Source organism: Streptomyces sp. NPDC028314, assembly GCF_055565795.1.
Genome location: NZ_JBVHTP010000005.1, coordinates 107,399 through 129,999 on the forward strand (window position 1 = coordinate 107,399; position 22,601 = coordinate 129,999).

A 22,601-nucleotide genomic window follows, 5' to 3' on the forward strand; every position below is an offset into this window, starting at 1 on the left:
CCTACCCGGCGGTACGCCCCTTGGTCAGCCTCCGCCGACGCCACATGACCAGCGGAACCGCGCCCGTGAGCCCCAGCGCGGCCGGGCCGAGGCCGACCGGCGCCAGGCCGGAGGCCCCGAGGCCGACGGCGGTCGCCTTGGCCTGGTCGCCGATGCCCGGCTGGTCGAAGGTGTCCGGTACGGGCAGGGTGGACCAGCGGGTGACCGGCCACGCCACCACGACGGCCCGCCCGACGACCTTGTCGACCGGCACGAAGCCCTGGGTGGAGTCCTGCTGGTGGTAGCGGGAGTCCTGGGAGTTCTGCCGGTGGTCGCCCATCACCCAGATCTTGCCCTTGGGAACGGTGAGGGGGCCGAAGGGGAAGTCGTCGCACGGGGTGTTGCCCGGATAGATGTACGGCTCGTCCAGCTCCTTGCCGTTGACGACGACCGGTCCCCCCTTCTTGCACTCGACCGTGTCCCCGCCGACGGCGATGGTGCGCTTGATCAGGTCCTTCTCGTCGGCCGACGGCATCAGGCCGATCTTGCTGAGGACCTGCTGCACGAAGTTCGGCTCCGGGGTGGCCTCGCCGGACAGCCAGTTCGCCGGGTCGTGGAAGACCACGACCTCACCGCGCTCGGGCTCCGAGCCGAACCACGGAGTCAGCTTGTCCACCAGGACCCGGTCGCCGCGCTGCAGGGTGTTCTGCATCGATTCGGACGGGATCGAGAACGCCTGCACCAGGAAGGTCTTGATCAGCAGGGCAAGCAGCAGGGCGATACCGATGAGGAGCGGCAGCTCCTTCCAGAACGAACGCTGCGGGCGTGCCTTCGCACCGTCGTCCTCGGTCTCGCGCTCTACGGCGTCGTCCGGCCGCTCCTCGCCCTCATCGCGTCCGGATCGTGCGCCTACCGCCACATCCCCCACATCCACTCCCTCAATCGGAAAATCGCCGCCCGCGCCGGATCAGGAACGGGCCCTCCCCTCCCCTAACGAGCGGGAGTTCCCTAAGGCGCGGGAGACCGAGGACACACTATGCGAACGGTGTGCCCCCACGGCGCCCACGAGGCCTGCGCCGCCCGCGTCTTGCCTGATCCGGCACCGTACGGAAGGTGGCGGGCTGCTCGAACTTGCTCCAGTGCCCGTAGGGCCAGGCGATCACCACGGCTTCCCCGACCACCCCTTCCTCGTCGATCGTGCCCTGGAAGGCCTCGTCGAGGTGGTAGCGGGAATCGGCCGAATTCGCCCGGTGGTCGCCCATCACGAAGAGCCGGCCCTGCGGCACCCGCACCTCGAAGCGGATCTCCGACGGGGCGTTGCCCGGGTTCACGTACGGCTCATCGAGCGGGGCCCCGTTGACGGTGATCCGCCCCCGCCCGTCGCAGCATGTGACGGTGTCCCCGCCGACGCCGATGACCCGCTTGATCAGGTCCTGCTCGTCGGCCGAGGGGAGCAGCCCGATGAAGGTCAGGGTCTGCTTGATCTGCTTGATGACGACCGGGTCCTGGGCCGGCCGGGCGGCCTCGCCCTTGAGCCAGCCTCCGGGGTCCTTGAAGACGACGATGTCGCCCCGCTCGACCTTGGAGCCGAACCACGGGGTCAGCTTGTCCACGAGCACCCGGTCGCCGATCCGGATGGTCTGCTCCATCGAGCCCGACGGGATGAAGAACGCCTGCACCAGGAAGGTCTTGAGGAGCAGGGCGATGCACAGGGCCACCACCACCAGCAGCGGCACCTCACCCGCCCGCCGGGTACGTCTGCGCCGCCTGACCCGCCGCGCCAGCCGGCGCCGCTCGGCCCGGCCGCCCTCCAGCACCGATACCGGTATCGGCTCGGGATCCGGCTCCGGCTCGGGATCCCGTCCGCCTCTCGGGCGCCCCCGGCTACCCATGACCGCCGCCCGCGGCACCGGCCGCACCCCAGCGCGAGACCGGCCAGCCGATCCAGTCGGCCCGCCCGATCACCTTCTCCACCGGCACCATCCCCCCGCCCGGCTCGCCCAGGTGGTCCCGGGAGTCCCGGGACTGGGAACGATGATCACCCATGACAAACAGGGTCCCAAGAGGAACCACGCTACGGAAGGGCACCTTCGAGGCGGCGTCCCCCGGGAAGAGGTACGGCTCGTCGAGCGCGACGCCGTTGACCTGGATCCGGCCGCCCGCGTCGCAGCAGACCACGTCGTCGCCGCCCACGCCCACGACCCGCTTCACGAAATCGGTCTCGGAGGGCTCCCCGATGCCGAGCGCGGACGCCGCGCCGCGGACGGCGTCGCCCACGGGGTCGGCGTCCGCCCGTTCCCGTACGAAGGACCCCGTGCCGTCGAAGACGACGAGGTCCCCGCGCTTGGGCTGGTCGCCGAAGCGGTACGCCAGCTTGTTCACCAGCACCCGGTCCCCGACCCGCAGCGTCGGCTCCATCGACCGGCTCGGGATCAGGAAGGGCTGGACGACGAAATTGCTGAGCAGCAGCAGGAAGACCGCGCAGATCAGGCCGAGCAGCCCGGCCCGCCGCCACGAGAACGCAGAACGCGGCCCCTCCTCCCCCTGTTCGGGAGAGGAGTGGCCGCGTCGTGTGAGCTCTGCTTCGGTGTCCATCGGGTGCGAGCCTATCCGGCCGCCCCCGGGACCCGGAGAGGAGATCAGCGGTCGCGCTTCTCCTTGATCTTCGCGGCCTTGCCGCGGAGCTCACGGAGGAAGTACAGCTTGGCGCGACGCACGTCACCGCGGGTGACGACCTCGATCTTCTCGAAGATCGGGGAGTTCACCGGGAAGGTGCGCTCGACACCGACGCTGAAGGAGACCTTGCGAACGGTGAAGGTCTCGGAGACGCCGGCGCCCTGGCGACGGATGACAACACCCTTGAACTGCTGGATGCGGGAGCGGTTGCCCTCGATGACGCGGACGTGCACGTTGATCGTGTCACCCGGGCGGAAGGCCGGGACGTCGGAGCGGATCGAGGCGGCGTTGACGCCATCGAGCAGGTGAGACATGTTCTTCGTCTGCTTTCTTCGCACGACGCCACAGGCCGCCGGTGCGGGTTTCCGGAGAGAATTCGGGAGCCGCGCCACCCGGCGTACGACGGTCCCCCTGTGGCAGGGGCGTACGCGAGCACACAGCAGCCGCCTATTCTTCCACGGTCTGGGGCCTGCGCCAAAATCGGCCGTCGCCCGAGGGCTTCCAGCCGAGGATGCTGAGCGTCTCCCGGTCCTTCTTGTCGAAGGCGGAGGCCTCGCAGCGCTCGATCAGGTCGGGCCGGTTGCGCGCGGTCCGGCGGAAGGCCTCGTCGCGGCGCCACCGGGCGATCTTCCCGTGGTGACCGCTGAGCAGCACGTCCGGGATGCCCCGGCCGCGCCACTGAGGGGGCTTGGTGTAGACGGGCCCTTCCAGCAGGTTGGCCATCTCGCCGGGCGCGAAGGAGTCGTCGCGGTGCGATTCCGCGTTGCCGAGCACCCCGGGCAGCAGCCGGGCCACGGCCTCGGTGACGACCAGCACGGCCGCCTCGCCGCCGGCCAGCACGTAGTCGCCGATGGAGACCTCGTAGACCGGGATCCGCGTCGCGTACTCGTCCATGACGCGGCGGTCGATGCCCTCGTACCGGGCCGGGGTGAAGATCAGCCAGGGCCGCTCGGAGAGCTCGACGGCGAGTTCCTGGGTGAAGGGCCGGCCGCTGGGCGTGGGGACGACCATGACGGGGCCGTGCGCGCCGGCCTCGTAGCCGTCGGCCAGTGCCGCGTCCAGGGCCTCGCCCCACGGCTCGGTCTTCATGACCATGCCGGGGCCGCCGCCGTACGGGGTGTCGTCGACCGTGTTGTGCCGGTCGTAGGTCCACTCCCGCAGGTCGTGGACGTGTACGTCGAGCTGCCCGCGGGCCCGCGCCTTGCCGACGAGGGAGACGTTCAGCGGCTCCAGGTACTCGGGGAAGATCGTGACGACGTCGAGACGCATCAGGAGTCCGCTCCGGAAGCGGTGCCCTCGGCGTCCTCGGCGTCGCCGTCGTCGCGGGAGGAGACGATCTCCGCGCGGTCGTCGATCAGCCCGGGCGGCGGGGTGATGACACAGCGCTGCTCCTCCAGGTCGATCTCGGCCACGATCTCCTCGACGAAGGGGATCATCACCTCGGTGCCGTCCGGCCGCTCGACGATGAAGAGGTCCTGCGAGGGCAGGTGGGAGATCTCGGTGATCCGGCCGACCTCGGTGCCGTCGGCGAGGACCACGTCCAGGTCCATCAGCTGGTGGTCGTAGAACTCGTCGGGCTCCGCCGGCATCTCCGCCGGGTCCACGTCCGCGATGAGCAGGATGTTCCGCAGCGCCTCGGCGCCCGTGCGGTCCTTGACGCCGGCGAAGCGCAGCAGCAGCTTCCCGCTGTGCACCCGGCCCGTCTCGATGGTCAGCGGACCCGCCGACGCCGGTTCGGTGTGGAGCACGGCGCCGGGTCCGAGCCGCAGCTCCGGCTCGTCGGTCCGCACCTCGACGGTGACCTCACCCTTGATCCCGTGGGCGCGGCCGATCCGCGCGACTACCAGCTGCACTGTGTGTCTCTCCTGTTCAGACGACGACGGGCCGGGGCGGGCACGTATGCCCTCCCCGGCCCGTGCCGGTGATTCACGCTTCTAGCTACCGGGTCTCAGCGGACCTGGTCCACGTCGACGAGGTCGACGCGGATCCCCCGGCCGCCGATGGCGCCCACGACGGTACGCAGAGCACGTGCGGTGCGGCCGTTGCGGCCGATCACCTTTCCGAGGTCGTCCGGGTGGACCCGGACCTCGAGCACCTGTCCGCGGCGCAGGTTGCGCGAGGCGACCTGCACATCGTCGGGGTTGTCCACAATGCCCTTCACGAGGTGCTCAAGAGCCTCCTCGAGCATGCTCAGGCCTCGGTCGACTCGGCGGTGGCCTCAGCCTCGTCCGCCTTCTTGTCGGCCTTCTTCTTCTGCGTGATGGCCTCGCCCTTGCCCTCGCCGATGCCCTCGAGGGCCTTGGCGAACTCGTCGAAGGAGCGACGCTTGCTCTCCTTCGTCGCGGGCTGGAGCAGCGGCGCGGGGGCCGGCAGGCCCTTGTGCGCCTGCCAGTCACCGGTCAGCTTCAGGATGGCGAGCACAGCCTCGGTGGGCTGGGCGCCGACGGACAGCCAGTACTGCGCACGCTCGGCGTTGACCTCGATGCGCGACGGGTTGTACGTCGGGTGGTAGATACCGATCTCTTCGATCGCGCGACCGTCACGGCGGGTGCGGGCGTCGGCGACGACGATGCGGTAGTGCGGCTGGCGAATCTTGCCGAGGCGCTTGAGCTTGATCTTGACTGCCACTGGAGTGGTGTCTCCTGAACTTGACGTGGTTGGGCACATGAGATGCCACGTGGGGTTGCGGTACTCGGGTGCCCGATGGACGCGTCAGCCGGAGGAGAGAGGGGTCCTATGCGACTGTCGAGTACAGCTAGCCATTGTGCCACATGCCCGCGGCCCTTCCGCCCGGGGTGCGGTGATCAGCGGCACGCCGACGCGCGCCACCGGGCCGCCCCGCCGTGCGGCGGCCGCGCCGGGCCCTGGCGGGAACCCGGCGGCGTCCTCAGGAGGCGGCGGCCGAGACGGCGACCTCGGGGATGCGGAACGGCTTCATACAGCCGCCGCAGACGATCGGCGCCTGGGCCAGTACGGACGGGACCACCCGCACGTTGCGCCCGCAGTCGCAGACCGCCTTGACCCGCACACCGCCGCCGGACGAGCCGTGCCGGGCGGCCGGGCCGCGGAAGCTGCGCTTGGTGTCGGCGGCCGTGGCGGCCGTGTGCGCCTTGAGGGCGCGTTGGAGCCGCTCGATGGTGGGCCGGTAGCGCTTCTTCGCCTCGGGGTTGAGCGAGACCAGGGAGAAGCCGCTGCTGGCATGCGGTTCCTCGGAATGGTCCAGCCCCATCTCCTCGGCGATCGCGAGGAATCTGCGGTTGTGGTAGCGGCCGGCCCGCGAGGTGTCGCGGACTCCACGGGCGGCTGCGATGCCGTGGACTGCCTCGTGCAGCAGTCGCTCGAAGGAGAGCTCGGCGCCACAGGCGGACGAGGACTCTCCGATCAGGGACTCGGGCGCGGCAAGGTCAGGCAGCTCGGGGTGGTACCGCTGAATATCGGCCCACGCCTGCGCCAGCTCTGCGGCGAGAACAGGTGGTGTCGTGCTCACGTCGTGACAACGAGCCGGGGTGCCCCGGTGTTCCGATTCCGGGCCATTCCAAATTTTTTGCACGTACCAGTCAGTTCAGTCTCATGCGTCCTGACGAGGACGGGTGCGCATATCCCAGGAGGAGTCGGTACGTAACGAGGACCAACGACGGGCGACGCCCCCGGCGCGCGGCCGAAGCCGCACGCCGGGGGCGTGCCGGGGACCGGCGGAGCCGATCAGTACGAGCGCGCGACGATGGCGAGGGTACCGGGGGCGTCGTCCGCCGTCGGAACCGACCCGTCCGCGGCGACCAGGCAGCGTACGGAGACGGCCTGCTCGGCCAGCTTGGCCTCGCCCTCGGGACCGAGGTCGGCCCACGGGATCCGCGCCCAGCCACCGGCGACGGCGGCCTCGGCGGCCTCCTCGATGGTCGCGACGTCGGACGTACGGGCCTCGCGGCGCTCGCGGGACTCGCGCAGCAGCTGCGCCTGGTCCTCGTCCAGCACCTTGGGCAGCAGGTCGAGCAGCTCGGTGATGCGGACCGGCTCCTTGCCGCCCGGGATGCGGCGGGCGAGCATCGCGGTGCCGTTCTCCAGGTCGCGCGGGCCGATCTCGATGCGCACCGGTACGCCCTTGAGCTCCCAGTCCACGGCGCGGCGGCCGAAGGGGGTGTCGACGCGGTCGTCGACGTACGCCCGGATGCCCGCGGCCTTGAGCTGGTCGCCCAGCTCGCGGACCTTGGCCACGGCCTCGTCGCCCTTGATCGCCATGACGACGACCTGGATGTGCGCCAGGCGCGGCGGGACCCGGAGTCCGTTGTCATCGCCGTGGGACATGATCAGGCCGCCGACCATGCGGGTCGAAACGCCCCACGAGGTCTGCCAGACCAGCTCCTGCTTGCCTTCCTTCGACAGGTACTGGGTGTTGAAGGCCTTGGCGAAGTTGGTGCCGAGCTCGTGGCTCGTGCCCAGCTGGAGGGCCTTTCCGTCGCCCATCATGCCCTCGAGGGTGAGGGTGTTGATGGCGCCGGCGAAGCGCTCCTTGGCGGTCTTGCGGCCGAGCACGACGTCGATGCCGAGCACGTTCGTCATGAAGTCGCCGTAGACGTCCGTGTGGATGCGGGCCGCGTAGTCGCGGGCGTCCTCGTAGGTGGCGTGGGCGGTGTGGCCCTCCTGCCAGAGGAACTCGCTCGTACGGAGGAACACGCGGGGGCGCATCTCCCAGCGGACCACGTTGGCCCACTGGTTGATCAGCAGGGGCAGGTCCCGGTAGCTCTGGACCCACTTGGAGAAGTAGTCGTTGATGATCGTCTCGGAGGTGGGCCGGACGACGACCGGCTCGTCCAGCTCCTTGCCGCCGCCGTGCGTGACCACCGCGAGCTCGGGGGCGAAGCCCTCGACGTGCTCCGCTTCCCTGGTCAGGTAGGACTGCGGGATGAACAGCGGGAAGTAGGCGTTCTGGGCGCCCGCGTCCTTGATGCGCGCGTCCATCTCCTGCTGCATCCGCTCCCACAGGCCGTAGCCGTACGGCCGGATGACCATGGTGCCGCGTACCGGACCGTTGTCGGCCAGCTCGGCCTTGTTGATCAGATCCTGGTACCAGCGGGGGAAATCCTCCGCCTGGGGGGTGAGAACGGGTGCCTTTGCCATGGCGCGAATGGTACGGCGCCGCGCGCATGGAGCGTGAATCGGGTGGCGCGCTCCTCTGGACGCGGGGGCCAATGGGGAGTTCCCTGGCAACGGGGGCAAGGGGGCGACATGGAATCAGGAGCGCTCTTTCGATGACACCGACGCCGACGGCGACGCTCGTCGCCCGGGACTGGGCGGAGATCCAGGAACGGATGCTGGTACCGCTCTACGAAGCGGTTTACGAACGGCTGGAGGTCGGGCCGGGCGACCGGCTGCTGGGCCTCGACTGCGGGGCCGGGCTGGCCCTGCTGCTGGCCGCGGGGCGGGGAGCCCTGGCCACGGGTGTGGAGGCGGATCCGGCCCGGCGGGCGCTGGCCCGCGAGCGGCTGCTGGAGGTGGTCGCCGCTCCCCCGGCGCCGGCGGCGCGCCCGTACGACGTGCTGCTGGCCCTCTCGCCCCGCGCCGGGGCCCTGGCGGCCGCCCTCCCGGCGGTCCGGCGGGGCGGTGCGGTGGTGCTGGCCGACTGGGGGCCGGCGGAGCGGTGCACGGTGCCGGCGGTGCTGGGCGGCGGCCCCGCGCCGCGGGACCTGGACGCGATGGCGGCGGCGGCCGGGTTGGTGCCGGACGGGTCGGGGCGGGTGTTCTGCCCGTTCGGGTACGCGGACGTGGACAGCGCGGTGCGCGGGCTGCTGTCGACCGGGCTGTACGAGTACCCGGACACGGCTCAGGTGGAGAAGGAGCTGGCCGAGGCACTTCACCCGTTCGAGCGGGGTGACGGAGCGGTCTGGCTGCCGAACATCTTCCGGTACGTGATCGCCCGTACGGTCTGATCAGCCGGCCGCCGCCCCCGGCTCCTTGTGGAGGCGCGCGACCCCCGCCGCGGCGTAGGCGGCGGGCTCGTCGAGGGTCTCGTTCGCCAGCAGGGCCTCGGCGAGGGCGTCCAGCTTGTCCCGGTTCTCGCGGAGCAGCCGGCAGGCCTGCTCGTAGCACTCGTCCACGATCCGCCGCATCTCGTGGTCCACCGCGTCGAGGGTGGCGGGGGCCGCGAGGAGGCCGTACGGGCTCTGCGCGTCCGCGGGGATGGCCGTGAGGCGGCCGATCCGCTCGCTCATGCCCCAGCGGCCGACCATGCCCCGCGCGAGGTTGGTGACCTGCTCCAGGTCGTTCTCCGCACCCGTGGTCACCACGTCGTACACGACGCGCTCGGCCGCCATCCCGCCGAGTGCGCCGATGATGCGGCCGCGCAGGTAGTCCTCGGTGTAGGCGTAGCGGTCGGCGTCCGGGGTCGAGAGGGTGACGCCGAGCGCGCGGCCGCGCGGGACGATCGTGATCTTCCGGACCGGGTCGGCGCCCGGCTGGAGCATGCCCAGCAGGGCGTGGCCGCTCTCGTGGTAGGCCGTACGGCGGCGCTCCTCCTCCGGCATGACCAGCGAGCGCGCCGCGCCCAGCTGGACCTTCTCCAGGGCGTCCATGAAGTCGGCCTGCGTGACCTGCTCCTGCCGGCGCTTCACGGCGAGGAGGGCGGCCTCGTTGGCCAGGTTGGCGAGGTCGGCGCCCGTCATGCCCGGGGTGGCACGGGCCACCCGGTCCAGGTCCGCGTCGGGGGCCAGGGGGATGTCCCGGGTGTGGATCCGCAGGATGGCCTCGCGGCCGGGCCGGTCCGGCGGGGAGACCGAGACCGTGCGGTCGAAGCGGCCGGGCCGGGTGAGGGCCGGGTCCAGGACGTCGGGCCGGTTGGTGGCGGCCAGGACGACCACGCCCTCCGAGCCGGAGAAGCCGTCCATCTCGGTGAGGATCTGGTTGAGGGTCTGCTCCCGTTCGTCGTGGCCGCCCATGGCCGCGCCGCCGCCCCGCGCCCGGCCGATGGTGTCGATCTCGTCGATGAAGACGATCGCCGGGGCCACCTTGCGCGCCTCGGCGAAGAGTTCGCGTACCCGCGAGGCGCCCACGCCGACGATCATCTCGATGAACTCGGAGGCGGAGGCGGAGAAGAAGGGCACCCCGGCCTCGCCCGCCACCGCCCGGGCCAGGAGGGTCTTGCCGGTGCCGGGCGGCCCGGCCAGCAGGACGCCGCCGGGCATCCGGGCGCCCAGCCTCCGGTACTGCTGCGGGTTCTTGAGGAAGTCCACGACGTCGCTGAGCTCGCCCTTGACCTCGTCGATTCCGGCCACGTCCTCGAAGGTGGTGCGCTTGCGCCCCTCCAGCTCGACGGGCTTGGGGGGTTCCTTGCGGCCGATTCCGCCCAGACCGCGGCCCATGGCCGCGCCCATGCGGCGGGCGACGAACACCCAGAGGAGGACCAGCAGCAGCATCGGCGCCAGCGAGAGCAGCAGGTTGGCGAGGAAGCTGCGCTGTACGACGACCGGGGAGGCGGTGACGTTGACGTTCTGCTTGGTGAGGCTGGCCCACAGCTGGTCGTCGGCGAAGGCGGGCCGCTGGGTGACGAACTTCTTGTAGTCGCCCTTGTCCCCGTCGGGCAGGGGTTGCCCGCTCTTCAGCTCGCCCTGGATGGCGTCGCCCTTGGAGTAGATCTTCGAGACGTTGCCGTCGGCGACCTGCTTGGTGAACTCCGTGTACGAGATCGTCGGCTCGTCGCCCTCGTTGAAGAACGACAGCACGAGGTTGGTGATCAGGAAGACGATCAGTGCGGCGAGGATCAGCCCCCGCCAGCCGCCGGGCATCCGCTTCCTGGGCGGCTGGGCGGGCGGGGCGCCCTCCGAGCGCCAGGGCGTGTCGGCCCGCTCGCGCGGCGGTACGGGGGTGGGGCTGGGCACGGGGCCTCCTTATGCCGTCCTCCCGGCCGACCATAAGCGACATATCTGATCATCGCGCCCCGGCGGTCCCGTGCCGTAGGCATGCGGAAGGGGCCCCGGCCGTATCCCCGGCCGGGGCCCTGTCCGCATGGGTACGGCGCTAGCGCAGCACTACTTCATGAACTTCTTGAACTCGTCCGGGAGGTCGAAGTCCTGGCCGGGCGCTCCACCGCCGGCCGGCAGGCCGAACGGGTTGCCGGCGGCCGCGGGATCCGCCTGCGGACCCTGCTCGCGCCGGGCCGCTGCCGCGGCCTCCTCTTCCTTGCGCTTCATCGGGTTGCCGCTCTTGCGCTTGCCCTTGGCCTGCTTGACCTGCTTCTTCTGCCGGCCGGGGCCGCCGCCCATCCCGGGGATGCCGGGCATGCCGGGCATCCCGCCGCCCTGGGCCATGCGGGACATCATCTTGCGGGCGTCGAAGAAGCGCTCGACGAGGCCCTTGACGGCGCTGACCTCGGCACCGGAGCCCTTGGCGATACGGGCGCGACGCGAGCCGTTGATGATCGTCGGGTCCTGGCGCTCGGCCGGGGTCATCGACTTGATGATCGCGGCCATGCGGTCGACGTCGCGCTCGTCGATGTTGTTGATCTGGTCCTTGATCTGGCCCATGCCCGGCAGCATGCCGAGGAGCTTGGAGATGGAGCCCATCTTGCGGACCTGCTCCATCTGGGCCAGGAAGTCGTCGAGCGTGAACTCCTTGGGACCCTTGGCGAGCTTGGCCGCCATCTTCTCGGCCTCGGCCTGCGAGAAGGTCTTCTCGGCCTGCTCGATGAGGGTGAGCATGTCACCCATGTCGAGGATCCGGCCCGCCATGCGGTCCGGGTGGAAGGCGTCGAACTCGTCGAGCTTCTCGCCGTTCGAGGCGAACATGATCTGCTTGCCGGTGACGTGCGCGATGGACAGCGCGGCGCCGCCTCGCGCGTCGCCGTCGAGCTTGGACAGCACCACGCCGTCGAAGCCGACCCCGTCGCGGAAGGCCTCGGCGGTGTTGACCGCGTCCTGGCCGATCATGGCGTCGACGACGAAGAGGATCTCGTCGGGGCTGACGGCGTCGCGGATGTCCGCGGCCTGCTGCATCAGCTCCTGGTCGATGCCGAGGCGGCCGGCGGTGTCGACCACGACCACGTCGTACTGCTTGGTACGGGCGTACTCGATCGAGTCCTTGGCGACCTGGACCGGGTCGCCGACGCCGTTGCCGGGCTGGGGCGCGTAGACGGCGACACCGGCGCGCTCGGCGACCACGGAGAGCTGGTTGACGGCGTTGGGGCGCTGGAGGTCGCACGCGACGAGGAGCGGGGCGTGGCCCTGCCCCTTGAGCCAGAGGCCGAGCTTTCCGGCGAGGGTGGTCTTACCGGCACCCTGGAGGCCCGCGAGCATGATCACGGTCGGCGCGGTCTTGGCGAAGCGCAGCCGCCGGGTCTCGCCGCCGAGGATGGAGACCAGCTCGTCGTTGACGATCTTGAGGACCTGCTGGCCCGGGTTCAGGGCCTTGGAGACCTCTTCGCCGCGGGCGCGCTCCTTGACGTTCGCGATGAAGGAACGGACGACGGGGAGGGCGACGTCGGCCTCGAGGAGGGCGATACGGATTTCCCGCGCCGCAGCGTCGATGTCCTGCTCGGAGAGGCGGCCTTTGCCCCGGAGGGACTTGAAGGTCGCGCTGAGGCGGTCGGAAAGCGTATCGAACACGGTGGTCGCGATTCCTCGGGTCGGGGGCGTGTGGTCGCCCCCCAGGGTATCGGCCCTTTCCCCGTGGTGGGCCCGGCGGCCCCGCACCGATCGCGGGGGCACCGGGACCGGGCCGGGCGCGGGGGCGGCCACGGGGGCCGGGACCGGGCCCGGCGGCCCCGCACCGATCGCGGGGGCACCGGGACCGGGCCGGGCGCGGGGGCGGCCACGGGGGCCGGGACCCGGGCCGGGGACGGGGCGGCCGCGGGGCCGGCCTCGGACGGCACGGCCCGGCCGCGGGGGGCCGCGGCCGGTCCCGGACGGGGGCGGCGGGGAGCCCTCAGCGCAGGGCGGCCTCCACGGCGGCGGCCAGGGCCGAGGCCGGGGCGGGCGGCAGCGGCTTGCCGTCCACGTCGACCACGTACAGGGAGTCCACGGCGTTCGCGCCGAGCGTGGAGACGTGCGCGCTGCGGACCCGGACCCCGCAGGTCTCCAGCGCCCGCCCGATCCGGTGCAGCAGTCCGACCGCGTCCGGCGCCCGTACCTCCAGGACGGTGGCCAGCGAGGACACGTCCGGGACCACGGTCACCCGGGGCGGCGGCGGGACCACCCCGCGCCGTCGCGGGTACGCCGCCTCGCGGTCGGCCAGCTTCGCGGGGACGTCCAGCGAGCCGTCCAGCGCCCGGATCAGGTCGGTCCGCAGCCGCGCCGGCTCCGGGATGGCCCCGTACTCGGCGGCGACCCGCCAGCGCAGCACCAGCGCCTCCCCCAGCCGGTCCGGGAGCTCCAGGGAGCGCAGGTCGGCCGCCCGCACCGTCAGCCGGTGCAGGGCCAGCACACCGGCCGCCGCCGGGAGCACCCCGGGCTGGTCGGGGACGGCGACGACGAGTTCGACCCCGACGGCGTCCTCCTCCTGGCTGGCGTGCAGCGCCAGCACCGGCTCCCCGGTGCGCAGCGCCTCCACGGCGAGGCGTTCCTGTTCGGTGCTCGGGATCTCCGGTTCCGTGGCCTCGGGCGGCGCGCCCCGCAGGACGGCCGCCACCCGGGCCACGAGGTCCGCCACGAGGGAGCCGCGCCAGACGCTCCAGGCCGCCGGGCCGGTGGCGAGCGCGTCGGCCTCGGTCAGCGCGTGCAGCAGTTCGAGCGTTCCCGTCGAGCCGACCGCCTGCGCGACGGACCGGACGGTGGCGGGGTCGTCCAGGTCGCGCCGCGTCGCGGTGTCGACGAGCAGCAGGTGGTGCCGTACGAGGACGCCCAGCACGGCGGTGTCCTCCGCGTCGAAGCCCACCCGGACGGCCACGTCGCGGGCGATGGTCTCGCCGGCCACCGAGTGGTCGCCGGGCCAGCCCTTGCCGATGTCGTGCAGCAGGGCCGCCATGAGCAGCAGGTCGGGGCGGCCCACCCGGCGGGTCAGCTCGGAGGCCCGTACGGCCGTCTCGACCAGGTGGCGGTCCACCGTCCAGGTGTGGACGGGGTTGCGCTGCGGCCGACACCGCACCCGCTCCCAGTCGGGCAGCAGCCGCGTGATCAGCCCCTCGGCCTCCAGGGCCTCCCACACGCCGACGGTGGGCTCCCCCGCCCCCAGGAGCGTCAGGAGCTGCTCGCGCGCCTCGGCGGGCCACGGCACCGGCAGCGGCTTCGCCTGCGCCGCGAGCCGGCGTACGGAGTGCGGGGACACGGGCAGTCCGGCCTGCGCGGCGGCCGCTCCGAGCCGCAGCGCCAGCACCGGGTCCCGGTCGGGTCGCGCGGCCAGGGCCAGTACGGCCTCGCCGTCGGACTCCACCACGCCTTCGGCCAGCGGGGTCCGGGCGGCCTCCGCCGCGCCCCGGTTCCCCAGCAGCCCGCGCAGTCTCGGCCGGGCGGCGCGGGCCCGCAACACCCGCCCGACCTCCCGCCAGGTGACGTCCCCGGCGTACGCGACCACCCGCGCGGCCTCGTACACCTCCCGCAGCAGGGCGTCGGCGTCGAGCAGCCCCAGCCGCTCGGCGACCTGGTCCTGCTCCTGGAGCGCGAGCCGGTCGGTGGCGCGGCCCGTGACCAGGTGCAGGGCGTCCCGGGCGTCCAGCAGCCGCCGTCTGGCTTCGGCGAGTCCCTCGCGCGGGGCGTCGGCCAGCCAGGACGCGGCGACGGCCCGCAGCGCGGTGGCGTCGCGCAGGCCGCCGCGGGCCTCCTTGAGGTCGGGTTCCAGCAGGAAGCGGAGCTCCCCGGCCCGCTCGGCCCGCTCGCGGCACAGGGCGTGCAGCTGCGGGAGCCGTTTGACGGCCTGGTTGCGCCAGTCGGCCAGCACGGAGGTGCGCAGCCCGGCGAGCAGCCCGGCGTCCCCGGCGACGGGCCGGGCGTCGAGCAGTCCGAGGTGCACCTTGAGGTCCTCGGCGGCGGTCTTGCGGGCCTCGCCCGGGGTCCGTACGGAGTGGTCCAGGGCCAGGCCCAGGTCCCACACGGGGTACCAGAGGCGGTCGGCCAGCGCGCTCAGCGCCCTGGGCTCGGCCTTGCCGTCGTGGAGCAGCAGCAGGTCGAGGTCGCTGCGCGGGGAGAGCTCGCCCCGCCCGTAGCCGCCGACGGCGACCAGGGCCGCACCCCGGACGCCCGTCTCCCGTACGGCGCGGGTGAACAGGGCGTTGAGCCAGTCGTCGGTCAGCCCGGCCAGGGCGGAACGCCGGGAAGGCCCGGACCGCGCCTCCTCCTGGAGGAGGCGCAGCCGGGCCGCGGCGTAACCGCTGGGTCCCGAGTCGGCCGGATCGGCCGGATCCGTCGTCGTGTTCTCCACACTCGTCACCCAGGGTCTCCCGTCGCCTAGAGCGCGTCAGCGCCGCGCTCGCCGGTGCGGACCCGGATGATCGAGTCCACGGGGACGCTCCACACCTTGCCGTCACCGATCTTGCCGGTGTGGGCGGCGGTGACGAGCACGTTCATCACGTCGTCGGCCGCGTCGTCCTCGACGACCACCTCGATGCGGATCTTCGGTACGAGGTCCACGGTGTACTCGGCGCCGCGGTAGACCTCGGTGTGGCCGCGCTGGCGGCCGTAGCCGCTGGCCTCGGAGACGGTGAGGCCCTGGACCCCGAACCTCTGGAGGGCTTCCTTGATCTCGTCCAGCCGGTGCGGCTTGACGATCGCGGTGATCAGCTTCATGCGTCAACCTTCTTGGTCGCGGCGGCGGTGGGGGCGGTGACGGCGGTGCTCCGGGCGGCGCCGCCGCCGGCCCCGCTGAAGTCGTAGGCGGTCTCGGCGTGCTCGACCAGGTCGATGCCGGAGACCTCCTCGTCCTCGCTGACCCGCATCCCGATCGTCTTGTCGAGCAGGAAGGCGAGTACGGCGGATGCGACCAGAGAGTAGGCGAGGACGGAGAAGACTCCGATGGCCTGCTTGCCGAGCTGTTCCAGGCCGCCGCCGTAGAAGAGGCCGGCCACGTCGGACTGGACTCCGCCGGTGGCGAAGAGGCCGACGAGGAGGGAGCCGGCGACACCGCCGACCAGGTGGACGCCGACGACGTCCAGGGAGTCGTCGAAGCCGAACTTGTACTTCAGGCCCACGGCCATGGCGCACAGCACGCCGGCGATGGCGCCGACGGCGATCGCGCCGAGCGGGGAGACGGCGCCCCCGGAGGGGGTGATGGCGACGAGGCCGGCGACCGCGCCGGAGGCGGCGCCGAGGGTGGTGAAGGAGCCGTGGCGCAGCTTTTCGTAGCCGAGCCAGGCGAGCATGGCGGCGGCGGTGGCGACCTGGGTGTTGACGAACATGACGGCGCCGACGCCGTCGTCGTTGCCGAGCCAGGAGCCCGCGTTGAAGCCGAACCAGCCGAACCAGAGCAGACCGGCGCCGAGCATCACGAGCGGGAGGCTGTGCGGGCGCATCGGGTCCTTCTTGAAGCCGACGCGCTTGCCGATGACCAGGATCACGCCGAGGGCGGCGGCGCCGGCGTTGATGTGGACGGCGGTGCCGCCCGCGAAGTCGATCACGCCGAGCTCGAAGAGCCAGCCGCCCGCGCCCCACACCCAGTGGGCGACGGGGAAGTAGACGAGGCTGACCCACAGGGCGGTGAACAGGGCCCAGGCGCTGAACTTGACGCGGTCCGCGAGGGCGCCGCTGATCAGGGCCGGGGTGATCACGGCGAACATCAGCTGGAAGACGGCGAAGACGTACACCGGGATGGTGTAGCCGTCCCACAGCTCGGTGATCCCGATGCCGCTGAGGCCGACGTAGTCGGAGGACCAGCCGATGAGCGAGCCGACGTCGGTTCCGAAGGCGAGGCTGAATCCGAAGAGGACCCAGAGGATCGTGACGATCCCGAGGCTGATGAAGCTCATCATCAGCATGTTGAGGCTGCTCTTGACGCGGACCATGCCTCCGTAGAAGAAGGCGAGTCCCGGGGTCATCAGCATGACCAGGGCGGAGCAGATGAGCATGAACCCGGTGTTCGCGGCAGACAGCGTCGGGGCGTCTGCAGCGAGGGTCGTGATGGCTGATGCCATCGGCGTCTCCTCGTCGTCGGTACGTTCGCGTGCGGGCGATCGTGAAAACCTGAGCGGCGTTAAGGGGGCTGGCCGGTTATTGACCCTGAGATTCGCTCAGGCCGGTTTCCGGCGGCGCCGCTGGGTGTTTCGCGCCGATGACGAAGGCGTCCGGGCTGTTACAGCACGATGAACAGGCCGGCCGCGGCGGTGACCCGGGAGACCTGGCTGGGGGAGCCTGATCGGGCTTCACGGGGTCTGCGCCGCGGCCGGGGCCTCGGGGACGGCCGCCAGGGCCGTCAGACGGCCTCCGCGGCTTCGGGGAGCCGGGAGGCGAGGTGGTCGGTGAGCCGGACCACGTCGGCGACGTCGCCGTACTCACGGGCGGCGGTGTCGACGGTCTTGCGGAGCCGGGTGTTCACCCGTTCGGACCGTACTTTTCGCGCCACGTCGAGGGCTCGGTCGACGAGGACGGTGGCCTGCTCGGGCTCGCGCTGGAGCAGGTGCACGGTGGCCATGCCGATGAGGTTCAGGGCGTACGAGCGCTGGTGCTCCTCGTCCTTCGCGAACAGCGCGACGGCCCGCTCCATGACCGGTTCGGCGAGGGAGGCGTAGGTGGGGCTGCGTCCGGCGACGTAGGCCAGATCGCGGTACGAGTGGGAGTTCTCGCCGTTCAGCTCGGCCTCGGAGAAGAAGCGGATCCAGTCGGGCTCGGGCTCGCCGCCGAAGCCGACGTCGGAGAAGGTGTCCTCGGCCATCCGCACGGCCCGCTTGCAGCGGCTGGGCTGGCCCATGTTGGCGTAGGCGCGGGCCTCCATCGCATACAGCATGGCCTGGGTGCGGGGGCCCGCGCAGTCGCGGCTGCCGTACTGCGCGAGGTGGATGAGTTCCAGCGCGTCCTCGGGGCGGCCGAGGTGGATCATCTGGCGGCTCATGCTGGAGAGGATGTACGAGCCGAGCGGCTTGTCCCCGCCCTCCTTGGCGGCGTGCAGGGCGAGGACGAAGTACTTCTGGGCGGTGGGGTGCAGCCCGATGTCGTAGCTCATCCAGCCGGCGAGTTCGGCCAGTTCGGCGGCGACCTTGAAGAGTCGCTTCATGACCGGGGCCGGGTGGTTCTCCTGGAGCAGGTCGGTGACTTCGTGGAGCTGTCCCACGACGGCCTTGCGGCGCAGTCCGCCGCCGCACTGGGCGTCCCACTGGCGGAACATCACGGTGGTGGCTTCGAGCAGGCCGAGTTCCGGTTCGGACAGCCTCGGCGGCCTGCGCCCGTCCGTGGGGCCCGCCGGCCCGCCCCCGGTGCGCGATCCGGGGTCGGCGGCCGGGACCGGGACGAGCCAGCGCTGCATGGGCTCGATGAGGGCGGGGCCGGCGGAGAGGGCGAGCGAGGTCCCGAGGAAGCCCCGGCGGGCCAGCATCAGGTCGCTGCGGGAGAACTCGCTGAGCAGCTCGACGGTCTGCGGGCCGGCCCAGGGCAGGTCCACGCCGGAGACGGAGGGGGTCTGGTGCGCGGTGCGCAGGCCGAGCTGTTCGATGGCGACGACGGCGCCGAAGCGTTCGGAGAACAGCTCGGAGAGGATGCGCGGGACGGGTTCGCGGGGCTGTTCGCCGTCGAGCCAGCGCCGCACGCGCGAGGTGTCGGTGCTGATGTGGTGGGCGCCCATCTGGCGGGCACGGCGGTTGACCTGGCGGGCGAGTTCGCCCTTGGACCAGCCGCTGCGGACGAACCAGGAGGTCAGCTGTTCATTGCGGTCGGCAGCCTCCGACGACGACTCGCTCGTTCCGCTTGCGCCGTTGCCGCTCACAGGAACGCCCCCATCCGTTCAGCCTCTTCAACACGAAACCCTGGCTGGCGCGGCAGGCGCAGCCACGGACCTTCACAGGTCCTTCACGCATTGCCTCCGGCATACCCACGGACGGGCCTGATTTCCCCGTTCGTGCACCGAAAGTAATCCTACGATCACCCCTGCGGCGAGGTCGATTCCAGAAACGCCACCATTCGCCACCCCTTCGAATGAACTCGCCATCGGCCAGGCGCGATTCACTTGACACGAAGGCGAAACGGAATGGTTGGACGGGAGTGCGCAGGGGGCGCGCGTGGCGAGGAGTGCGCCGGGCAGCCCTTACGAGGAGCCGCATCCCACCCGTCCGGCAGGAGGTCTCGCCGACGTCGTAACCACCGGCGCGTCCGACCCGTTGGAGGGGGCATGGGCATGGGCTTCACGATCGGCGGCAGCCGCAGCACCAAGGAGTTCCGTTCCGGCGCTCGGCGCCGCGGCCGGACCTCGGAGTGCACGACGGTGGCGGAGTACACCGGACTGTGGGGCTGGGACGCGGTCCCCGGTGCCCGCGCCGCGGCACCCGCCCGGGACTGCTCCTGCGGTCATACGAACTGCGGAGCGCCCGGGGCGCATCCGCTGGACTTCGCGCCCACCGTCCCCGCGGGGGCCACCCTGGACGAGGTCAGCGAGATCTGGGGCGAGTACCCGGGCGCGGCGATCATGCTCCCGGTCGGCCGGACCTTCGACGTCATCGAGGTCTCCGAGGAGGCCGGGCGGCGGGCGCTGGTCCGGCTGGAGCGGATGGGCCTGCCGCTGGGCCCGGTCACGGTCACCCCGGACGGCCGAGCCCAGTTCTTCGTGGCCCCGGGGGCCGCCGCCGAGCTGCCGCAGCTGCTGTACCGGATGGGCTGGGACGACGCCGATCTCGACCTGCGCGCCCTGGGCCACGGCGCCTTCCTGACCGCCCCGCCCTCGGACCGCGCGGGCCTCGGGCCGGCCGGCTGGCTGCGCCCGCCCGCCCTCGATTCCGCGGGCGGCCCGCCGCCGCAGGCCCGGCTGCTGCTGGGGACGCTGGCGTACCTCTGCCACCGCTTCCGCCGCTGACGGCCGTACGCAGAGCAGTGCCCCCGCGTCCGGCCGGATGCGGGGGCACTGCTCTGCGTACGGCGCGGGCGCCGGCGGCGGGGGTGCCTCAGTCGCCGATCAGGGCGTCAACGAACGCCTCCGGCTCGAAGGGGGCCAGGTCGTCGGGGCCCTCTCCGAGTCCGACGAGCTTGACCGGGACGCCCAGCTCGCGCTGGACGGCGACGACGATGCCGCCCTTGGCGGTGCCGTCCAGCTTGGTCAGCACGATGCCGGTGATGTCCACGACCTCGGCGAAGACGCGCGCCTGGGTCAGGCCGTTCTGGCCGGTGGTGGCGTCCAGGACCAGCAGGACCTCGTCCAGGGGGCCGTGCTTCTCCACGACGCGCTTGACCTTGCCGAGCTCGTCCATGAGGCCGGTCTTGGTGTGCAGCCGGCCGGCGGTGTCGATGAGCACGACGTCCGCGCCCTCGGCGATGCCCTCCTTGACGGCGTCGTAGGCGATCGACGCCGGGTCGCCGCCCTCGGGGCCGCGCACGGTGCGCGCACCGACCCGTTCGCCCCAGGTCTGGAGCTGGTCGGCGGCGGCCGCGCGGAAGGTGTCGGCCGCGCCGAGCACCACGCTGCGGCCGTCGGCGACGAGCACGCGGGCCAGCTTGCCGGTGGTGGTGGTCTTGCCGGTGCCGTTCACGCCGACGACCATCACGACGGCCGGGGTGTCCAGGCCGCTCTCGGTCTTCACGGCGCGGTCGAAGTCGGTGCCGACCAGGGCGACCAGCTCCTCCTTCAGCAGGGCGCGCAGATCGGCGGGGGTGCGGGTGCCGAGCACCTTGACCCGCTCGCGCAGGCGCTCCACCAGTTCCTGGGTGGGGGCCACGCCGACGTCGGCGATGAGGAGGGTCTCTTCGATCTCCTCCCAGGTGTCCTCGTCGAGGTGCTCGCGGGAGAGCAGCGTGAGCAGCCCCTTGCCGAGCGTGTTCTGCGAACGGGCGAGCCGTGCGCGCAGCCGGACCAGGCGGCCGGCGGTGGGCTCGGGCACCTCGATCTCGGGTGCCGCGACCACCGGGTCCTCGATGGCGACCGGTGACTCGGTGGCCGCCTCGGCCTCGGGGAGCGCGACCTCCTCGATCGTGCGGCGCGGCTCTTGCGCCGTCGGGGCGGCGTCCTCCCCCACCTGCGGTTCGGCGGGCGGGGCAGTGATGGTCGGCGTGCTCGACGGCGCCGTGGGCGGCAGCTGCTTCTTCTTGCGGCTGCTGACCACGAGCCCGCTGATCGCGCCGACCGCGACCAGGGCGATGACTACAGCGAGAATGAGGATTTCCATAACCCACCCAGTATGGCTTGGCCTCCCCCGCTCTCCTTCGTTGATCGCGCCGGGGCCGACGCCGTCCGGCGTACCGGCCCGGGCCGCGGGCCGTTCGGCGCGCCCTCCTTTTCGGGGCCTCCCACCGGGTCTTAGTCCTCTATTTGTGCTTTTCGGGGCGAAACTACGATGATGTACAACTCCCCTCAGACCCTCACGGAGTAGTGCATGCCTGCCGAGCCCACTGCCGCTGCGCCAGAGACGGCCAGTGAGACCGCGGTCGAGACCCGCGGCCTGGAACCCGTTCCCGACAGCGAGCGCGGCGGCCGCGTCCGCGAACTCATACCGACCTGGGTCGCCGCCAACATCAGCGTGCTGCTGCTGACCATGGGCGCCGGTCTGGTGATCTTCAACAAGCTCAACATCTGGCAGGTGCTCGTCGTCGCACTCGCCGCGCCCGTCGTCTCGTACGGGATCGTCGGGCTGATCTCGATCGCCGGCAAGCGCGGCGGAGCGCCCGGCATGGCGCTCTCGCGGGCCGTCTTCGGCCAGCGCGGCAACCTCTTCCCCGGCTCGCTGATCTGGGTGGCCCGCTGGGGCTGGGAGACCATCAACGCCGTCAGCGGCGCCTACGCCGTGCTGACGGTGCTCGACCTGCTCTTCGGGATCAAGAGCAACACCCCGCTGATCGTCATCACCCTGCTGTTCTTCGTGGGCTGCACCTTCGTGGTCTCCGGGCTCGGCATCAACGCGCTGCGGGTCTGCTCGAAGTGGTCGACGTACCTCTTCGGCGCCTTCAGCGTGCTCGTCCTCGGCTACCTGGTGTTCGACACCGACTGGTCGGCCGTCTTCGGCAAGCCCGCCGGCTCCACCGCGATGATGGTCGCGGGCATCGGCACGATCGCGGCCGGCGGCATCAGCTGGGTTCCGTCCGGCCCGGACTTCACCCGCTACCTGCCCCGGACCGCCTCCTCCAAGGGGCTGGTCGGCGCGACGATCGGCGGCGCCGGCGTCGTCGTGCTGCCGATGGTCCTGATGGGCGCCGTGATGGCCGTCGGGACCCCCGACCTGGCCTCCGCGCAGGACCCCGTCTCCTTCATCGGCGAGCTGCTGCCGACCTGGATCGCGGTGCCGTACCTGCTCATCGCGCTGGTCGGCATGCTGCTGATCAACTCGATGTCGATGTACTCCGCGGGCTTCACGGCGCAGACCCTCGGCATCAAGGTCCCGCGCGCCTGGGCGGTCAGCGTCAACGCGGTCATCAGCCTGGTCTTCGGCTTCCTGCTGATGGTGGTCGCGACCAGCTTCTTCGGTTCGTTCATCTCCTTCCTGACGCTGCTGGCCGTGGCCTTCTCCGCCTGGATCGGCGTCTTCGGCGTGGACATGCTGCGCCGCCGGACCTACGACGGCGCCGCGCTGCTGGACACCACTGCGAGCAGTGCCTACTGGTACCGCGGCGGCTACGCCTGGCAGGCGATGACGGCCTGGGGCCTGGCCCTGGTGGTGGGCCTGCTGTTCACCAAGGTGGACTGGTTCAGCGGCCCCCTCGCCTCGACCTGGATCGGCCAGAACGGCCTGGGCTGGGTGGCGGGCATCGTCACCTCCGGCGTGCTCTACGCCGTCCTCCCCCGCAGCGCTCCTGCGCAGCCCGCCCCGGCCCCGGCCGAGGAAGGCGTCCTCACCGGATCCCTGGGCAACTGACGCCGCGTCAGCTAACGTCCCCCTTCGCCCGCCCACCCACATCCGGCGAAGGGGGACTTCT

General features: G+C 71.8%; 20 protein-coding genes. 3 read left to right on the forward strand and 17 right to left on the reverse strand.

Features of this window, described 5'->3' with window-relative positions; genetic code table 11:
• Position 1: 1 nt before the first annotated feature.
• From lepB (ACZ4TG_RS13945) to proS, 10 genes are all read right to left on the reverse strand, one after another.
• Positions 2 to 898 carry a signal peptidase I gene (gene lepB / locus ACZ4TG_RS13945; RefSeq protein WP_468162702.1) on the reverse strand — a complete coding sequence of 299 codons (897 nt, stop codon included), beginning with the start codon at positions 896 to 898 and terminating at the stop codon, positions 2 to 4.
• A 115-nt stretch (positions 899 to 1,013) separates the two neighbouring features.
• Positions 1,014 to 1,796, reverse strand: a complete 783-nt coding sequence (gene lepB / locus ACZ4TG_RS13950; protein ID WP_468162208.1) for a signal peptidase I — start codon at positions 1,794 to 1,796, stop codon at positions 1,014 to 1,016.
• Positions 1,797 to 1,863: 67 nt separating this feature from the next.
• Positions 1,864 to 2,574 (reverse strand): signal peptidase I, encoded by a 711-nt coding sequence (lepB, locus tag ACZ4TG_RS13955; RefSeq protein ID WP_468162209.1) that lies wholly within the window; start codon positions 2,572 to 2,574, stop codon positions 1,864 to 1,866.
• Positions 2,575 to 2,618: 44 nt separating this feature from the next.
• On the reverse strand, positions 2,619 to 2,969 hold the full coding sequence (rplS, locus tag ACZ4TG_RS13960; protein WP_053675143.1) for a 50S ribosomal protein L19: 351 nt from the start codon (positions 2,967 to 2,969) through the stop codon (positions 2,619 to 2,621).
• 133 nt (positions 2,970 to 3,102) lie between these two features.
• Entirely contained in the window at positions 3,103 to 3,924 is an 822-nt protein-coding gene (gene trmD, locus ACZ4TG_RS13965) for a tRNA (guanosine(37)-N1)-methyltransferase TrmD (protein ID WP_468162210.1), read from the reverse strand.
• A complete protein-coding gene (gene rimM, locus ACZ4TG_RS13970) occupies positions 3,924 to 4,508 on the reverse strand; it encodes a ribosome maturation factor RimM (RefSeq protein WP_468162211.1) in 585 nt (194 codons plus the stop codon). Before rimM ends, trmD begins: the two co-directional genes overlap by 1 nt.
• Positions 4,509 to 4,603: 95 nt before the next feature.
• Positions 4,604 to 4,843: an RNA-binding protein gene (locus ACZ4TG_RS13975; protein WP_007266827.1), complete on the reverse strand. Its 240-nt coding sequence runs from the start codon at positions 4,841 to 4,843 to the stop codon at positions 4,604 to 4,606.
• A gap of 2 nt (positions 4,844 to 4,845) precedes the next feature.
• Positions 4,846 to 5,283, reverse strand: a complete 438-nt coding sequence (rpsP, locus tag ACZ4TG_RS13980; protein WP_468162212.1) for a 30S ribosomal protein S16 — start codon at positions 5,281 to 5,283, stop codon at positions 4,846 to 4,848.
• 259 nt (positions 5,284 to 5,542) lie between these two features.
• Positions 5,543 to 6,142, reverse strand: coding sequence for a hypothetical protein (locus tag ACZ4TG_RS13985; RefSeq protein WP_468162213.1), 600 nt, complete (start codon positions 6,140 to 6,142; stop codon positions 5,543 to 5,545).
• A 215-nt stretch (positions 6,143 to 6,357) separates the two neighbouring features.
• The gene (gene proS, locus ACZ4TG_RS13990; RefSeq protein ID WP_468162214.1) at positions 6,358 to 7,770 is read right to left on the reverse strand and encodes a proline--tRNA ligase; all 1,413 of its coding nucleotides are present in this window, start codon (positions 7,768 to 7,770) and stop codon (positions 6,358 to 6,360) included.
• 131 nt (positions 7,771 to 7,901) lie between these two features.
• Between proS and ACZ4TG_RS13995 the strand changes: the two genes are divergently transcribed.
• Positions 7,902 to 8,579, forward strand: a complete 678-nt coding sequence (locus tag ACZ4TG_RS13995) for a methyltransferase type 11 (RefSeq protein ID WP_468162215.1) — start codon at positions 7,902 to 7,904, stop codon at positions 8,577 to 8,579.
• On the opposite strand, the gene ftsH is transcribed toward ACZ4TG_RS13995, so the two are convergent.
• The 6 genes from ftsH to nsdA form a co-directional block, all read right to left on the reverse strand.
• Complete coding sequence (ftsH, locus tag ACZ4TG_RS14000) at positions 8,580 to 10,523, reverse strand: ATP-dependent zinc metalloprotease FtsH (RefSeq protein WP_468162216.1); 1,944 nt, start codon at positions 10,521 to 10,523, stop codon at positions 8,580 to 8,582.
• Between the two features lie 150 nt (positions 10,524 to 10,673).
• Positions 10,674 to 12,245: a signal recognition particle protein gene (gene ffh / locus ACZ4TG_RS14005; RefSeq protein WP_468162217.1), complete on the reverse strand. Its 1,572-nt coding sequence runs from the start codon at positions 12,243 to 12,245 to the stop codon at positions 10,674 to 10,676.
• Between the two features lie 319 nt (positions 12,246 to 12,564).
• A complete protein-coding gene (locus tag ACZ4TG_RS14010; protein WP_468162218.1) occupies positions 12,565 to 15,000 on the reverse strand; it encodes a [protein-PII] uridylyltransferase in 2,436 nt (811 codons plus the stop codon).
• Between the two features lie 17 nt (positions 15,001 to 15,017).
• The gene (locus ACZ4TG_RS14015; protein WP_053675124.1) at positions 15,018 to 15,356 is read right to left on the reverse strand and encodes a P-II family nitrogen regulator; all 339 of its coding nucleotides are present in this window, start codon (positions 15,354 to 15,356) and stop codon (positions 15,018 to 15,020) included.
• On the reverse strand, positions 15,353 to 16,696 hold the full coding sequence (locus ACZ4TG_RS14020; protein WP_468162219.1) for an ammonium transporter: 1,344 nt from the start codon (positions 16,694 to 16,696) through the stop codon (positions 15,353 to 15,355). Before ACZ4TG_RS14020 ends, ACZ4TG_RS14015 begins: the two co-directional genes overlap by 4 nt.
• 278 nt (positions 16,697 to 16,974) lie before the next feature.
• Positions 16,975 to 18,477, reverse strand: a complete 1,503-nt coding sequence (nsdA, locus tag ACZ4TG_RS14025; RefSeq protein WP_468162220.1) for a transcriptional repressor NsdA — start codon at positions 18,475 to 18,477, stop codon at positions 16,975 to 16,977.
• Positions 18,478 to 18,885: 408 nt separating this feature from the next.
• Here nsdA and ACZ4TG_RS14030 point away from each other — a divergent pair, with 408 nt between their 5' ends.
• Positions 18,886 to 19,557: a bifunctional DNA primase/polymerase gene (locus tag ACZ4TG_RS14030; RefSeq protein WP_468162221.1), complete on the forward strand. Its 672-nt coding sequence runs from the start codon at positions 18,886 to 18,888 to the stop codon at positions 19,555 to 19,557.
• 88 nt (positions 19,558 to 19,645) lie between these two features.
• Here ACZ4TG_RS14030 and ftsY read toward each other — a convergent pair whose 3' ends face one another.
• Entirely contained in the window at positions 19,646 to 20,860 is a 1,215-nt protein-coding gene (ftsY, locus tag ACZ4TG_RS14035; protein ID WP_468162222.1) for a signal recognition particle-docking protein FtsY, read from the reverse strand.
• Between the two features lie 207 nt (positions 20,861 to 21,067).
• Between ftsY and ACZ4TG_RS14040 the strand changes: the two genes are divergently transcribed.
• The gene (locus ACZ4TG_RS14040) at positions 21,068 to 22,540 is read left to right on the forward strand and encodes a cytosine permease (protein WP_468162223.1); all 1,473 of its coding nucleotides are present in this window, start codon (positions 21,068 to 21,070) and stop codon (positions 22,538 to 22,540) included.
• Positions 22,541 to 22,601 lie beyond the last annotated feature (61 nt).